General features: G+C 41.5%; 19 protein-coding genes. 7 read left to right on the top strand and 12 right to left on the bottom strand.

The genetic code is table 11. The annotated features are described in order from the left end of the window. The first annotated feature begins 114 nt into the window (after nucleotides 1-114). Entirely contained in the window at nucleotides 115-861 is a 747-nt protein-coding gene (hemQ, locus tag V7127_RS08725) for a hydrogen peroxide-dependent heme synthase (RefSeq protein WP_335344695.1), read from the top strand. A gap of 414 nt (nucleotides 862-1,275) precedes the next feature. Further along, nucleotides 1,276-1,785 (top strand): spore coat protein GerQ, encoded by a 510-nt coding sequence (gerQ, locus tag V7127_RS08730; RefSeq protein ID WP_335484947.1) that lies wholly within the window; start codon nucleotides 1,276-1,278, stop codon nucleotides 1,783-1,785. Nucleotides 1,786-1,998: 213 nt separating this feature from the next. Here the strand turns inward: gerQ and V7127_RS08735 are convergent, their stop codons facing one another. The 6 genes from V7127_RS08735 to mobA all read right to left on the bottom strand — a co-directional run bounded on the left by V7127_RS08735 (nucleotide 1,999) and on the right by mobA (nucleotide 5,651). Continuing rightward, a complete protein-coding gene (locus tag V7127_RS08735) occupies nucleotides 1,999-2,370 on the bottom strand; it encodes a DUF423 domain-containing protein (RefSeq protein ID WP_335344697.1) in 372 nt (123 codons plus the stop codon). Nucleotides 2,371-2,418: 48 nt separating this feature from the next. Beyond that, nucleotides 2,419-2,697 carry a YwdI family protein gene (locus tag V7127_RS08740; RefSeq protein ID WP_335344698.1) on the bottom strand — a complete coding sequence of 93 codons (279 nt, stop codon included), beginning with the start codon at nucleotides 2,695-2,697 and terminating at the stop codon, nucleotides 2,419-2,421. Nucleotides 2,698-3,169: 472 nt separating this feature from the next. Beyond that, the gene (locus V7127_RS08745; RefSeq protein ID WP_335484951.1) at nucleotides 3,170-4,189 is read right to left on the bottom strand and encodes a MoeB/ThiF family adenylyltransferase; all 1,020 of its coding nucleotides are present in this window, start codon (nucleotides 4,187-4,189) and stop codon (nucleotides 3,170-3,172) included. A gap of 6 nt (nucleotides 4,190-4,195) precedes the next feature. Then, nucleotides 4,196-4,429, bottom strand: coding sequence for a molybdopterin converting factor subunit 1 (gene moaD / locus V7127_RS08750; RefSeq protein WP_335344700.1), 234 nt, complete (start codon nucleotides 4,427-4,429; stop codon nucleotides 4,196-4,198). Next, nucleotides 4,422-4,889 carry a molybdenum cofactor biosynthesis protein MoaE gene (locus tag V7127_RS08755; RefSeq protein WP_335344701.1) on the bottom strand — a complete coding sequence of 156 codons (468 nt, stop codon included), beginning with the start codon at nucleotides 4,887-4,889 and terminating at the stop codon, nucleotides 4,422-4,424. The genes moaD and V7127_RS08755 overlap by 8 nt, the downstream gene beginning before the upstream one ends. A gap of 99 nt (nucleotides 4,890-4,988) precedes the next feature. Further along, a complete protein-coding gene (gene mobA, locus V7127_RS08760; RefSeq protein ID WP_335484954.1) occupies nucleotides 4,989-5,651 on the bottom strand; it encodes a molybdenum cofactor guanylyltransferase in 663 nt (220 codons plus the stop codon). Nucleotides 5,652-5,849: 198 nt separating this feature from the next. Here mobA and V7127_RS08765 point away from each other — a divergent pair, with 198 nt between their 5' ends. Both V7127_RS08765 and V7127_RS08770 read left to right on the top strand, forming a co-directional pair. Next, nucleotides 5,850-6,788, top strand: a complete 939-nt coding sequence (locus V7127_RS08765; protein ID WP_335484957.1) for a c-type cytochrome — start codon at nucleotides 5,850-5,852, stop codon at nucleotides 6,786-6,788. A 198-nt stretch (nucleotides 6,789-6,986) separates the two neighbouring features. Further along, the gene (locus tag V7127_RS08770; RefSeq protein WP_335344704.1) at nucleotides 6,987-7,676 is read left to right on the top strand and encodes a response regulator transcription factor; all 690 of its coding nucleotides are present in this window, start codon (nucleotides 6,987-6,989) and stop codon (nucleotides 7,674-7,676) included. Nucleotides 7,677-7,707: 31 nt separating this feature from the next. On the opposite strand, the gene V7127_RS08775 is transcribed toward V7127_RS08770, so the two are convergent. The 5 genes from V7127_RS08775 to V7127_RS08795 all read right to left on the bottom strand — a co-directional run bounded on the left by V7127_RS08775 (nucleotide 7,708) and on the right by V7127_RS08795 (nucleotide 12,386). Next, entirely contained in the window at nucleotides 7,708-8,433 is a 726-nt protein-coding gene (locus V7127_RS08775) for an ABC transporter permease (RefSeq protein WP_335344705.1), read from the bottom strand. Next, nucleotides 8,434-9,144: an ABC transporter permease gene (locus V7127_RS08780; RefSeq protein ID WP_335344706.1), complete on the bottom strand. Its 711-nt coding sequence runs from the start codon at nucleotides 9,142-9,144 to the stop codon at nucleotides 8,434-8,436. It abuts the gene before it with no gap. Further along, nucleotides 9,144-10,058 (bottom strand): ABC transporter ATP-binding protein, encoded by a 915-nt coding sequence (locus V7127_RS08785; protein WP_335485181.1) that lies wholly within the window; start codon nucleotides 10,056-10,058, stop codon nucleotides 9,144-9,146. The genes V7127_RS08780 and V7127_RS08785 overlap by 1 nt, the downstream gene beginning before the upstream one ends. Before the next feature lie 310 nt (nucleotides 10,059-10,368). Beyond that, complete coding sequence (locus V7127_RS08790; protein WP_335484961.1) at nucleotides 10,369-11,718, bottom strand: HAMP domain-containing sensor histidine kinase; 1,350 nt, start codon at nucleotides 11,716-11,718, stop codon at nucleotides 10,369-10,371. After that, on the bottom strand, nucleotides 11,715-12,386 hold the full coding sequence (locus V7127_RS08795) for a response regulator transcription factor (protein ID WP_335484965.1): 672 nt from the start codon (nucleotides 12,384-12,386) through the stop codon (nucleotides 11,715-11,717). Before V7127_RS08795 ends, V7127_RS08790 begins: the two co-directional genes overlap by 4 nt. A 148-nt stretch (nucleotides 12,387-12,534) precedes the next feature. Between V7127_RS08795 and pdxK the strand changes: the two genes are divergently transcribed. The 3 genes from pdxK to bshB2 all read left to right on the top strand — a co-directional run bounded on the left by pdxK (nucleotide 12,535) and on the right by bshB2 (nucleotide 14,646). Beyond that, nucleotides 12,535-13,365, top strand: a complete 831-nt coding sequence (gene pdxK, locus V7127_RS08800) for a pyridoxine/pyridoxal/pyridoxamine kinase (protein WP_335484968.1) — start codon at nucleotides 12,535-12,537, stop codon at nucleotides 13,363-13,365. 218 nt (nucleotides 13,366-13,583) lie between these two features. Next, entirely contained in the window at nucleotides 13,584-13,928 is a 345-nt protein-coding gene (locus V7127_RS08805) for a YojF family protein (RefSeq protein WP_335344710.1), read from the top strand. A 52-nt stretch (nucleotides 13,929-13,980) separates the two neighbouring features. Then, complete coding sequence (bshB2, locus tag V7127_RS08810; protein ID WP_335344711.1) at nucleotides 13,981-14,646, top strand: bacillithiol biosynthesis deacetylase BshB2; 666 nt, start codon at nucleotides 13,981-13,983, stop codon at nucleotides 14,644-14,646. A 61-nt stretch (nucleotides 14,647-14,707) separates the two neighbouring features. Here bshB2 and V7127_RS08815 read toward each other — a convergent pair whose 3' ends face one another. Beyond that, nucleotides 14,708-15,154, bottom strand: a complete 447-nt coding sequence (locus tag V7127_RS08815; RefSeq protein ID WP_335484971.1) for an SRPBCC family protein — start codon at nucleotides 15,152-15,154, stop codon at nucleotides 14,708-14,710. Nucleotides 15,155-15,216: the final 62 nt, after the last annotated feature.

Below are 15,216 nucleotides of genomic sequence, written 5' to 3' on the forward strand. Positions count from 1 at the left end.
TCGCCATACTATTCGGTCTTCCTTTCCTTTTTCAAGTTTTATAAAGTGGTTAATTGGAGAAACTGTGATATAGTAATGGTGTAATTTTCTTATTACATAATAGGAGTGATAGTTATGAGTGAAGCAGCAAAAACGCTCGAGGGCTGGTATAGTTTACATGACTTCCGTGCTATTGATTGGACGTCTTGGAAGATGCTTTCTAGTGATGAGCGCCAAGCAGCTATCCATGAATTTGTAACCCTAGTTGATAAATGGAATGGGGTTCAGAGTGAGAAAAAAGGCAGCCACGCATTATATACAGTTGTTGGCCAAAAAGCCGATTTTATGATGATGGTGTTGAGACCAACTTTAGAGGAATTAAATGAAATTGAAAATGAATTCAATAAAACGAAACTAGCTGAATATACGGTTCCTGTGTATTCCTATGTGTCCATTGTGGAATTAAGCAATTACTTGCCTTCCGATCAGGACCCTTACCAAAGTCCAGAAATACTTGCCCGCCTATATCCTATTCTGCCTAAAGCGAAGCATGTATGCTTCTATCCAATGGATAAACGCCGCCAGGGCAATGATAACTGGTATATGCTTCCGATGGAAGATCGCCGCAATATGATGCGCAGCCACGGAATGATTGGCCGCCAATATGCAGGTAAGGTGAAACAAATCATTACCGGTTCTGTTGGCTTAGATGACTATGAATGGGGCGTTACGCTATTCTCGGATGATGCACTTCAATTCAAAAAGCTTGTATATGAAATGCGTTTTGACGAAGTAAGTGCACGCTATGGCGAATTTGGCTCTTTCTACGTTGGAAATCTGCTTGAAGAAAATCAAATTGGCAAGCTGCTGCATGTCAATTAACTGTTTTAACTCCTAGATAATTGATCTAGGAGTATTTTTTTAATATAATCCTCCTTTTTCCCCTCCTCCTATTGAGGCTCTTCTTTTTTATTCAAAAAAGCATAAAGGAACAAGCATGAACATACTTATGAATTAGTGAGTGGTTATCCAATCCTTATTATGAATTTTTCCTAGTTTCCTTCAAGGCATTTATGAGGAAAAATCTCTGACAATCTATTAATTATGATTACACTTCCCTTGAGGAAAAAAGTCTGCGATGCTTCAAGGTTCTTTTTTATGAAGGAAATAGAGTGGGAGCTCACATATTTAAGTGGGATACATAGCTCCGCTCACATCGCCATTTTGAATAACAGTTCTTAAAATGGGGTGCTGTTTAACTTTATTAGAATTATTTTAAGCTTGGGAGGGGAAAAAATGAGTCAATCAGGTTTTAATCCATATGGAACACCTTATTATGGGTTTCAGCAGCCTATGGTAGGTGTGCCGGGACAAAAGCCTTCAATGAGTGCCCATCCTGTCATGCCACCAATGCCAACAGTTCAGCAAACAATGGGGATGATGCCAACTGGGGGGATGCTTCCTCCGCAAGCAACTGGAATGAACCCACAAACAACTGGCCCGCAGGTACCTGGCATGCTTCCGATTGAACAATCTTATATCGAGAACATTCTGCGCTTAAACAAAGGAAAGCTTGTCACCGTTTATGCAACCTTTGAGAATAATAGAGAGTGGAATGCGAAAAAGTTTGAAGGAATAATCGAAGCCGCTGGAAGAGACCATGTCATATTAAGCGATCCTCAATCAGGCATGAGATTCTTAATTCCAATGGTGTATGTAGATTATGTGACATTCTCCGAAGAAATCGAATACGAGTACCCAGGTTTCACACCACCTGGAATGTTATCGCAATTTAGCCCTAGATGATTACGAAAAGCGGAAGCGCCTTGCCCACCCCCGACAAGCACAAGACAATCCTCACGGAAAGGTGTTCTTTGCCTTTCTGGGAGGATTGGCTTGTGACCTCGAGGGGGTAGGCGCTGGAGCTAGACAGTTCTCTAACTCGAGTAAAGTTATACTTTCTTATCTACAACCAAAAGAAGCTTTGACAAACTAGTCAAAGCTTCTTTTGGTTTACACTTATAAATACTTCACAGCAGCTATAATCAATAGCACCCAGGCCGCCAAAAAGGATACCCCGCCTAAAGGTGTAATAGCGCCAAGGACACTGATTTGGGTGACACTTAAAACATATAAGCTCCCTGAGAAAAGAATAATCCCGATGAGCATCATCCAGCCTGACCAGGATAATAAAGCATTTGCCGGCATTTTACCAAGCAATATCCCAATAACTAATAGGCCTGTAGCATGAAACATTTGATACTGTACACCTGTCTTCCAAATTTCCAGATACTTCGGTTCCACCACTTTTTCAAGACCATGGGCTCCAAATGCACCCAAAGCCACAGATAAAAAGGCATTTAAAGCCCCTATAATGATAAATAGTTTCATTCTACTTCCCTCACCTCTGTCTTCTGACTTCCTAAAAAGCCTCTAGATTTAAAAATCAAATAGCGATTCCCCATTAGCACTGTCATCCATTTCCATTCGCTTCGGCTGCTGGATGGAGGCTGGCTGAACGTGCTGGACGGCTGGCGCCGTGTAAGAACTTATTGAAGAAGATTCTCCCTTTTCCTGTGCCGGCTCATCGAGAATTAATTCACATAACGATTTAATCGCATGAATCCTTTCCCGCAGCTTTGCCGTTGTTGAACTATCCTTTGCTTCCTTCAATTCCTTTTCCATCTTTCCTAAAAGCTGCTGGACGGAAATGTTCAACACAATCACTCCTTAGCATTCACATTAAACTTATAAAAATGGGGCAACATCAAGTCCCCTGCTTATCTCCCTTTCTTTCAAAACGCATGCACGGCTGTCCCGATGCACGCAAAACTTCCATGGAAGGAAGCATTGCTGTTTTGAATTGAAAAGCTCTACAGCCTTTAGGAAATCTTTGATCCCACGTTACATAGAAATATTTACACTTAAAACAATCGACTCTCTTTGCCATCATTTTCATTCTCCAAATTAATCATTCTACATTATACATGATAGCAAATGAATTTTCGATTACACTACATTTAGGGCGACTTCTGCCAAAACCTGTCTGTTTCACGTGAAACAAGGCGAATGATGTAGAAAACGCTAAAATAGGACCTTAAAAAGGGGCCTACCCATTACAGAATAGGACCCCTCCTTTATCCTTATGCCTATCTTTTAAAAGCCGCATTTAAACTTAGCTAATGGTTCATTATCCAAGCAAACGCTGATAAATCGCTCTAGCCTGTGTTAAATCCTTCGTGCCATGGATGAGCGCCCGGCCATCATTAAAAATAACGAGACGCTGCTCCTCCATTTCAACCGAAAGTAAATAAGGATTACCCTTCACTTGATAACCTAGGGATTTCAACTGACGAGATAAATCACCCAACTGAATTTGCTGCTGTCTTGGCGGACGAATTTGCACGGTATCCCTTCCACAAAGGACCGTTGATTTCATCATATTTTCGCTGTCGAGATATGGGTAGGTTCTCATTTCCCCACACGATAAACAGCCCTTATCCTTTGCTTTCGAAACCTTCATACTCGTATATTGATTTCTCCATAAATCAAAGCTGACGAAGGAAGTTCTAACAGCATTCCAGTCTTCTACAAGAATTTTCATAGCTTCTGCAGCTTGGTGTGATATGACCATCTGGACAGCCGGTGCAATGATTCCGCCCGTATCACAGGTCATCCCTTGAATAGGAATAGTTTTAAGCAGGCAATTCAAACAAGGGGTCTTTCCAGGGATAATGGTCAGGCTCATGCCAAAGCTCCCCACACATCCCCCATAGATCCATGGGATATTATGTTTTTGTGAGATATCATTAATCATCATTCTTGTTTCGAAATTATCCGTTGCATCAATGATTAAATCTATACCTTGTACAAGGTCCTCCATCATTTCCGGATTCGCATCTGCAATCAAGGCTTGAATGTTAACGTCTGAATTTATGGCTTTCAAACGTTGTGCAGCTGCTGCCGCCTTTGGAAGCTTCTCTTCTACATCCTGTTCTGTATAAAGCTGCTGCCGCTGCAGATTGCTGGCCTCCACATAATCGCGGTCAACGATTGTTAGCTTTCCAATGCCCGCTCTTGTTAAAATATCAGCATTGCCTGAACCTAAAGCACCCGCTCCAATCATTAATACATGCTTGGAATGGATTTTCTCCTGCCCCTCTTTCCCTATGAATGGAAACAGGGTCTGCCGGGAGTATCGATCATCCATAAAACATCAGCCTCCACTGACCGGAGGAATAAACGCAACAGTATCCCCAGCTTGAATAGCTTCTTCATTTGAAGCAAATTCTTCATTAATAGCTGTCATCACATTTTCCAGATTAACGGACTTATATGTTTCAGAGATTATCTGTTTCAACTCGGCAACGGTTCTGCCGCTCACGTTCAATTCCACAGATTCTTCCCCAACAGCGTCACGCAAATGAGCAAAAAACAAAATTTTATTCATGTAAGTCACTCTCCTCCGGTTTTCCTTTTGGATAAGCAACCGTTTCAAGCTGATTGCCTATCCATTCCTCTCCATCCTCCCAATGCTCCTTTTTCCAAATCGGAACAATTTCCTTAATCCGTTCAATCGCATATCGATTTGCTTCATAAGCATCTGCACGATGAGGGGTTGAAACCGCAATAACGACTGCGATATCAGTAATATCAAGCTTCCCGACACGATGAGTAATCGCAACCTCAGCCCCGCTCCAGCGCTCCTTTATTTCATGGCCAATCTGTTCAAGCTTCTTAACTGCCATCGCTTCATAGGCCTCATAAATTAAGTACAAAGTCTTTTTTCCATGTGTTAATTCTCGTACTGTGCCGATAAAGGTCGTAATCGCCCCCGCTTCACGCTGGACCACTTTATCAATCACCTCTTGAATGACAATCGGCTCCTTAGAAATCTCGTAAAAATTCAAGTAATCCCCTCCCCAACTACATATTTAATCTCAATTTATCGTTAAAGTTTGTTACTAACAACATATCAAATTTTCGGACAAATTCCAAAGAGGAAGCCTCTATTTCCGATTAAAATCCCCCTCCATTTTTAAAGCCCTTTCAAAATCTTCCCGGTGATTCATGTTAAAGAAATGCTGCTCCTGATAATGGTAGTGATGCTTCTGAAGACATGCTTCTGTAACGTACTTCGTCTTAGTATGTTTAAAAAACTGCCTGATTCGCAGCTCCTGATTTTGCAGGGATTGCTGGACCTCCCCAAGAGTATCCTTCCGGTAGGCAGCAAACAATGGATGAAGCTGGTCTGAAACATCAGGGACAGCGACTTGATAATCATCTAAAAAGGTCAACAAAATGTCTCCAACCTGAGAAGAAATAAACGGCATGTCACACGCCACGATTAGATTTTTTTCTGTACTGGAGGCACTTAATCCTGCATGGATTCCAGCCAACGGCCCCATGTCCTTCCAATGGTCCTGAACCATTGGAAGCCCTAGGAATTGATAGTCCTCAAACGTATTTGTGACAATCACCAGATCTGAGACAATCTTACTTAACTCCTGGACAATTCTTTCTATTACTGTTTTACCACCAATGGGCAACAGCGCCTTATTCGTCCCCATTCTGCTCGAACGGCCGCCCGCCATGATGATCCCTGTTACCTGCATGACCTCACCTGCCCATTCAATAGGATTAACACTTGAAATCCCTAGCTTCCTATCCATCCATTTTCTCACTTCTTCTCTTTAGTATACCTTTTGCTTTCGCATCAGGCATGTATTTCTTAATCCTTCAAGTTTTTATAATTTGAATGATTTGTGTCTTCACAAAACGTTCAAATTATAATTCCGTGTTTATTAACCGAATCTTAACAAACCCAATTTATACTGAGGGCGAATTCATAATAAGGGAGGAAAAATAGGATGAATAAGCTGTTTCTATCATCTGTTCTAGGTATTATTTCTTTATTAGTATTGGGCTTCACGATGACCTATTTTATTGTGAAAGATTCTGATAAAAGTATAGCTGCAGATTCACAGCTTTCAAACCCAAGTCAGGCACAAGCTGAAAATACCCCTAAGCATCCGTATGCCCCGCCAAGCCTAGACGATGTACCTGAGGGAGAAGAGGGCGAATTAATTAAGCTCGGCCACAAGTATGCAACTGATACAAGCACCGCATTGGACGGATATGTCGGAAACACTTTAAGCTGTGCAAGCTGCCATGCCAACGGAGGATATGGGGGTTCCCTAGACCTAGTAGGAATTTCAAAAACCTACCCGCAGTATAATCCTCGGGCCGGGAAAGAGGTTACACTTGAAGATCGTATCAACGGGTGTTTCAAAAGAAGTATGAATGGAAAGCCGCTGCCAAAGGATTCACAGGAAATGAAAGCGATGGTTGCGTTCTACGATTATATTTCGCAAAATGTCCCTGATGGCACAACAGAAAGACCTTGGGCTAAGTTAAATAGGTCGGAAGCCGATATTGAAAATGTCGACATTGAAGAAGGCCGAGAGCTTTACAATAAAGCCTGTATTACCTGCCACGGCGAAAATGGCGGTCAGGGTACACCTCTAGCTCTTTGGGGTGACGATTCATACAATATCGGAGCTGGGATGGCTAGACTAAGAACAGCCGCAGGCTTTATTAAAGAATATATGCCCAAGGCGGAAGTTGAGGGTTACTCACAAGGCTCTCTTACTGATGAGGAAGCTATGAATCTAGCGGCCTATATTAATGCCCAAATGCGACCTGACTTCCCGGATAAAATTTATGATTGGCCAAATGGAGATGCCCCAGACGATGCTGCATACGAAACCCTTGCCGGGAAAAAGAAGGATAGCACAGCGAAAAAGTAGCCTATCAAGCGCCAGGCTCCACAACAGTACAAATATCTAGAATGCTACACCACTCATTTGACACTAGATAATGTATCGCGGAGCCAGGCACCTTTGCCGGGTTTTTGTTATTTTTGTGAATAAATCTCGGACTCTCTCAAATGAAGGACTCATTTCTATATAATTAATACGAGATTGAGAAAGGGGTGTAACTTTTTGATGAATAAGCTTAGAGGAAAAACCATCCTGATTATTGATGATGAGGAACGAATTAGAAGGTTAATCAAATTGTCCTTGCAAAGAGAAGGCTTTGAAGTTATTGAGGCGGCGGACGGCTTTGAAGCAAAGGAGCAGTATATGAAGTATGACCCGTGCTTTATTATCCTTGATATGATGCTGCCCGGATTAAGCGGAGAAGAAATCTGCATCTGGCTTCGTCAGGATTTGAACAGCAATGTACCTATCATCATTCTTTCCGCCTTGCATAGTGAAAAAGAAAGAATAGACGGATTAAAATTAGGTGCAGATGACTATATGGCAAAGCCCTTTAGTTTGGAGGAATTAACCACCCGAATTGAAACGGTTTTAAGAAGAACTGCGAACCGCTGCAGTAAAATCAGCTATCGTGGGCTTACTCTCAAGCCGATCGTTGGCATGGCTAAATTTATAGATGCACCACTTGACCTCACTCTCTTTGAATATAAATTGCTTTATCTTTTCATGACACATCCCGATCAAGTATTAACAAGAGAACAAATCATTTCGTTCATATACGAAAAAGAAGAAAAATTAATTAATGAACGCACAGTCGATGTGCATATTAAAAACCTTCGTGAGAAAATTGCCCAATACTCAGACTACCCTTTTATCCAAACGGTTCGGGGAATTGGCTATAAATTCACAACATAGAAGGAAAAACATCCTCCCAATCAGAAGGATGCTAGACTTCTTTTCTTTGAAAATAGGTAAAGCCTGATGCAAAAAACAATACCAAGCTGCCGAAGACAACAATAAACAATGTTTCGAGCGGTACATTCAACGCGCCAAAGCTTTCTCCTGAGCCAGGCATCATCAGCAGAAATGGCTGTGCCCACGGATAATAAGGACCGAACTTATCTGAGTTCACGATTAAAATATTGGGCAATGTAAAAATCACATTAATCGCTAGTGGTGCTGCAAAGCTTGACCAGGCAGTTGAGACAAAGAGCTGTAAAGCAGCAAGCGGCATACAGGCAACCCAGCCTCCGATTACGCTAGATGCAATGATTTTCCATGGAATAGCTGCTTCAAAGCCTTTAAGCTGCCCGATGAGCAAAAGCCCTCCCGTAAACAGAATTTGAGTCAGTGCCAGTAACCCCATCACGATGATGAATTTCGCTATATAGACATTGCCTCTTGAAACAGGCATAGCTAGAAGCTGTTTCCAGCCTCCTCCTGCATGCTCGAACCGGCAAACAAAGGCTGAAAAGACACCGGTCAGTAAAGGGAGAAAAATTAATGCATGCAGAAACACCATAAAGGTTAAAGTCATTTCATATTGATAGGTTTTTTCAGCTTGTAATTCACCAAAACCTGTCAACGAAGCTAGGATCGGACTAATAAAAATCAACATCCAAATAGATGATTTTCGCAGCTTTAAACATTCAGCTCTTAACACTTTGCCCATTTATTGCACATCCTTTCTTCCAAAATCTAACATGCCCATTAAGTAAATAAGGATCCCTAGCCCCAATCCAGCCAGTGTGGAGTAAATCGGGGTTCCCCAGCTAACGTTCAAATAAAGCCAGTTCCATGGAAACCAATCAGGGAATTTAAAGGGTCCCATTGAAACAATGGTACTCAGAATCCCAATCGTTAATGGGGTCGCCTGATTTTTCATTATAATAGACAGCCAAAGCTGAAAGGCAATAAACGGCATAGCTGCGAAATAGGTGAAATAAGCCATTTTTAGCAGGCTTACATACGGAATATCCGTCCCAAATTTCAAGATTATTCCTAGAATAATCACCCCGATAAACAGCAAAGTACTAGACAAGAATAATAGAATTGCCGTAATGACGAATTTCCCTGTAAAAGCACGAAATTTTGAAATGGGCAATGCCAGCAGCTGCTTCCAGGCATTCGTTTGATGCTCAATGCCCGCAATCATGGAGGCTATGATCGTCAACCCAAGCATAAGGGCCGGTATTGCCATAAAGCTCGCTTCCCCAATAAGTCCTCCCCATAAATCCGCTTTATAGCGCTTTGTTAAATAATCATATCTTAAACCGAAGTTGACCGCTTCCAGCACCACAACCCCAAATGGTCCAAGAAAAATAAGAAACCAAATCATTTTTCGCTTTATTTTGATGAAGTCAGAAAAGAGGCTTTTCAACATTACAAGCTCGCCTCCCCACCAGTCAGCTCCAGGAAAATTTCCTCCAGCGATTTCTTCTCCTCCTGAACTCGGTACACAGAAAAGCGACTGTTCACAAGCTCATGGATGACAGTAGAAACATACGAATCAGATGAATACGGCAAATATAATTGCTTATTTTCCATCTCAGCCTGGATGCCTTTTGATAAAAGCATTCTCCACGCTTGTTCCGTATCATTAACTTTTAAGGAAATTTTGCTTTGCGATCTTTGCCTTAACGTTTCGATTGAATCCTGAAAAATCATTTTCCCTTTTGATATAATCCCAACCTTTGTCGCCATTTGGTCGATTTCAGATAGCAAATGGCTCGATACGAGGATGGTCATTCCATGCTCTTTTGGCATGCTTTTGATCAATTCGCGGATTTCTAGAATGCCAGATGGGTCCAGCCCATTTGTTGGCTCGTCTAAAATAAGCAATTCCGGATTTCCTAATAAAGCAGCCGCGATTCCGAGCCTTTGCTTCATTCCAAGCGAAAACCCCTTAACTGGTCTCTTCGCTTCTTTTGACAGACGGACGATGCGCAGAACCTCTTCAATTCTTGACTTCGGAGCATCTAGTAAAATACGAATCGCTTCCAGATTCTCATAAGCTGTTAAATGCCCGTAGTACGATGGATACTCCACTAATGACCCTATTTTTTTTAACACAGAAAGCTTTTCCTTCTTCATATCCTTTCCAAAAATGCGAATGGAGCCATATGATGGTTTTGCTAATCCCAGAAGCATCCGGATGGTCGTTGTTTTTCCAGCTCCATTTGGACCTAGAAATCCATAAATCTCTCCTTGTTTAATTTGAAGATTCACCGTTTCTACCGCATAACGGTTCTTAAATTTCTTTGTTAACTGGTTCGTTTCAATAATAAATTCACTCATCATGATCACCTCATAAACAATCTTAACCAAACACGGTTAAATCAAAGGTGTGGTGAAGTTTAAAATTGGTTTAAAAATGATAGCTTCACTTTTCTTGTACGAATACTCGTGTTTTTCGTTGAGGGAGGCCAAAACAATCACATTGAACCTCTATGTTAGGGTTTTTCGTTGAGGGAGCCCAAAACAATCACATTGAACCTTTCTATGTTAGGGTTTTCCGATGAGAAGATCCAAAACTCTTACATTAAACCTCTCCCTACGCAAAGTTTTATCATTCAAAAAAAAAACCGACATAAAATAAGTCGGCTCCTCAATTTTTCCTCTGTATTCGAATAATTGTTCCTTTTTCTCCTGTTTTCGCAATCCATTCAAGACCCATATCCTTCAACATCAGCGACACAATGGAAAGCCCGATTCCAGCACCCTTCCCGGTTGATTCCCCGCTCATTCCCGAGCCGTGGTCTTCAATGATGATCTGCTCCAGTTCTGCATCAACCTTGACCCCAATATACTTCCCTTCCTTCGCATGCCGATGGACATTCTGATAAAAATTATCCAACACCCGCTCCAGCCATTGCGAATCGATTTCCCAATAAAAGGTCCTCTCAGGAAGATCAATGCACATCTCAAAATGAAGATGTTCAAAAACAGGGTACCAGGCGGCAAAAGAGGTTTTCACTAGGCGAACGATATCCACCCTCTTTGGATCATAAGGGTATTTTCCTGATGTTAACAATGTATAGGAAAGAAGGTTTTCTATTAATTGGCTTAAATACCCAATCTTATTATCAATCAAATCAAGGGATTCCTTCCCCTGTGCACTTAACGGCTCCTTCTTTAGGCTGTAAGCATGTCCTCTAATCGTAGTAAGAGGGGTTCTTAAATCATGAGACAGATTGGCAATCAGCTGTCTTCTTAGCGTTTCTTCCTCCAATTCACGCTGACGGCTACTTTCAAGCTGATGAATCATTTCATTAAACGAACCTTCCAGCTGCCCAATTTCATCCTTTTTCTCTACACTGATTGGATCGGGAATCCCATTTTCAGCCGGGCTCGACATAGCCTGCCGAAGCCGTAAAAGCCGCTTTCTAATTTTGTAAAAGAAAATCCATGAGATAAAAATAAAAATCGCTAATATCGCAAAGATCAAAACAACAATGATATAACTATAATCTTCCTGGATTTGCCGTCCTCTTACCGTCATTGCCGACCTCGGGACTTGCAGAACCATAAAGCCTTCATTTTTATTTTCACCAATTAAGGCCACTACGGTAAAAGGATCCACCTCGTATCCACGACTTTTTTTCATAAAATCAATCGTATAGGACGGGGACCATGATGAAGGAACCGTTATATCCTTAGGTAGTGTTAATTTCGTTTGTCCCGTTTCATCGACCCAGAACATACTCGCTTGATCGAATTCATGTTGGATTTGCTGTAACTTTTCATTTATTTTCTCGTCTGAGGCGCCAGCCAAGCTTCGTGCAGCTTCATGCCACATTTTCTCTAGATCGGTCCCATTTTGATATTTGTTCGGTTCTTCATCACTGTACGGGAGGTAGAACACCATCGTAACGATAGGAAAGGAAATAGGCACAATCATAATCGCAAACAAAACGATTAGTAAATATTGGTTCAATAACGAGTTTTTTAGTTTCATTGCTTCACCCGGTAGCCAATTCCTCTAATCGTTTCAATGATTTCTGGCGAGCTTGGATTCTTTTCAATTTTTTCCCGAAGATAACGGATGTGGACCATCAGCGTCTTATCCCCTTCGATATAAGGTTCTCCCCAAACCGCCTCATAGATTTGTTCTTTCGTTAAAATCTGGTTCGGGTGCCTCAAAAAATGCATGAAAATTTGGTATTGCTTGCCGGTCAATACAATTTCCTCTCCAGAGCGGCTGTCCAAAATTCTATTTTCTGAAAGGTTTACACTTATATGTCCAAGGTTTAGCTCGTTGGTGAGTGAAAGCCCCGATCTTCGAAAGCATACTTCAATTCGTGCAGCCAATTCATCGGGATGAAATGGCTTGGTCAAGTAATCATCAGCAAATTGGAGGCCATGCAGCTTATCTTCAACTGCCGTGCGGGCTGAGAGCATTAATATTGGAATTTGCGGCGACTCCTTTTTCAGCCGCTGGCCAATCGTAAAGCCATCAAGACCCGGCAGCATAACATCTAATATTACGAGGTCATGTTCTGATACCATTTTTTCAGCTCCATCACCCGATTTTAACCATTCAACTTTAAATCCCCTTTGCTCTAAATCTTCTTTTACCCAGCTGCCAATCTCCAAATCATCTTCTATATATAAAATTCTCCTCATTATTCATCACCTAAGCTTATAATAGAGAAAATGGACTGGAAATAAAAGCCTATAACAATAAAGTTTCAGCTAATAATAATTATTGCTATAATTAAAAATGGATAAATTTAATCAAATCGAAACCTGAATTTTGGGAGGAAGGTATCACATGACAATGAAAAAAGTTCTAACAATTGCTGGCTCAGACACGAGCGGGGGTGCAGGAATTCAGGCTGACCTTAAAACATTCCAGGAGCTTGGCGTATATGGAATGACAGCTCTTACTACTATCGTAACGATGGATCCAAAAAACAATTGGAACCATAACGTATTTCCAATTGCTCTCAACACTCTAGAGACTCAGCTTGAAACGATTCTTTCAACAGGAATCGATGCAATGAAAACAGGTATGCTTGGTTCAGTCGAGATCGTTGAGCTTGCAGCCAAAACAATTGATGAGAATCAATTAGATAAAGTAGTGATTGATCCAGTTTTAGTTTGTAAAGGAGAAGATGAAGTTCTTCACCCTGAAACAGCGGATGCGTTAAGAAACATTCTTGTCCCTCGCGCAACAGTTGTGACACCTAACCTTTTTGAAGCGTGGCAGCTGGCAAAAACAGGACCAATCAAAACAGTGGACGATATGAAGGAAGCCGCAGTGAAAATCCATGAACTTGGGGCAAAATATGTAGTGATCAAAGGCGGCAGCAAGCTAAACCATCCTACAGCCGTTGACCTTTTCTACGATGGAAAGGAATTCAAGCTTTTGGAATCTGAGTTGGTCAACACAACCTACACACATGGGGCAGGCTGCACATTCGCATCTGCCATTGCAGCAGAGCTTGCGAAAGGCAAAACGGTTGTTGAAGCCGTTGAAACAGCAAAAGATTTCATTACGGCAGCTATTAATCATGGCTTTAAATTAAATCAATACGTGGGGCCAACGATGCATGGAGCATACCGTCTGTTTGGCGCTGGACGATCAGGAGCAGCAGAATAAGTTTTTTACAATGATTTCAACAGAGCCTTTTTGGCTCTGTTTTTTTGCAAGAAGGCTCCACCCATTTGTGCAGTCATGCTTTTTCTCATCACACAAGCGTCATTTTCGCTTTTACTGTTTATTTTTAGTAAAATAAATGGGTGAAAATTAAAACCCATGAACCTTTCATATTCACCAAAACGTAAGTTTATAAATATAAATTGGAAAGGAGGCCCATTATGGAAGCTGTTAAACCTGAGCAAGTGCAAAAGGAAATAGACCGCTTTGCTAAGAAAGATGTATATATTCATTTGGAAACAACGAACGGGGCCTATGCTTCCCATTTTGATAAGTCTTTTTTCTCTTCGGGGGCCTATATTCGAAATGCTTTCCTGCAATATGAGCATGGAAAAATAGTTGGAAAAGGACCTTATCGAGTTGGGCTCAAAATGAGCTTTGGCTGGGTGTACGCTGAAGGGATTACCCATTTTGAAATCGATGAAAAGGGGCGTCTCCTTTTAGCTGGGCATGACTTTGAAGGCAAGCTCGCAGTGGCGCTGCAAATTGGCGAATCACCTTTTTAAGTTAAACATTCATTTTTAAATATGCAAAAACAGATAGAAAGGAGACAACACAATGGAAAAAGAAAGACATGTTCTAGTCGTATTCCCCCATCCAGATGATGAGGCATTTGGTGTATCCGGAACGATTTCCTTCCATATCGATAGCGGTACGCCTGTCACTTATGCCTGCCTGACCTTGGGCGAAATGGGCCGAAATATGGGAAATCCTCCTTTTGCCACAAGAGAATCCTTGCCCCACATTCGGAAAAAAGAATTACAGGATGCTGCGAATATTCTAGGGATCACGGATTTAAGAATGCTTGGCTATCGAGATAAAACAATCGAATTTGAAAATGAGGAAGTTGTCGCTGCCCATATGGCCTCCATTATTAAAGATGTGAACCCTTCCTTAATCATCACATTCTATCCAGGCTATGCCGTGCATCCAGACCATGATGCTACAGGGGCAGCCGTTATTCGGGCAGTTAGAGAAATGCCCGCTGAAAAACGTCCAAAGGTTCATTGTGTGGCCTTTTCCCATAATTGTGAAGAGGAAATCGGCCAGGCTGATGTCGTTAATGATGTATCTGCTTTTGTTGATAAAAAGCTCGCTACCATTAAAGCACATGTATCGCAAACCCAGCTGGTCGTGAGCCAGATGGCGATAAACCTGGAGAACCAAGATCCCGAGTATGTAGCCAGATTTCATAACGAGCGTTTTTGGACCTACTCGTTCTAGGGCCTTTCATGCAAAAAGCAGTTTTTCTCGCATCACTGAGAAAAACTGCTTTTTTTGCTAATTACTCACTTTTTTTGCCTTCAAGCATTTCCTTCAAATACTCAAGCTGAAATCCGTCTTCCTTTTTGATCATATTGACAATTAATCTCTTTGTTAATTTCATCCTAAGTCCGCTCGTCTTCACAAAGGCATCAAGCTCCACCTGGGTTCCTTCCTCAATCTCATGAAAGGCATAGGCGTACTCGGTAATCAAGCCATTGGAATTGCTCCTCGTTGTGAAGGCTTGATCCTGTTTATATTCAATAAACTCAATTTCTGCATTCACGGTATTCCCTCGGACGGACCGGCTTTCCTTAAACTTTGTTCCTTTGCCAATCAGTCCTTCTGTGAGTTTTTCCATTTTCACTACATTGGGCATGAGTTCAGGAACATTCTCCATACTGGCCATGTAATGAAATACTTCTGAAACCGGTTTATGAATAATTACACTAGAACGGAAATCTGCCATAGATAAAGCACCTCTGTACCCTTTTAAATACCTTTATTATACATAACTCTATTTAAATTAAC

Origin of the sequence: Bacillus sp. JJ1773 (assembly GCF_036962035.1) — a bacterium.
GTDB lineage: Bacteria > Bacillota > Bacilli > Bacillales > Cytobacillaceae > Cytobacillus.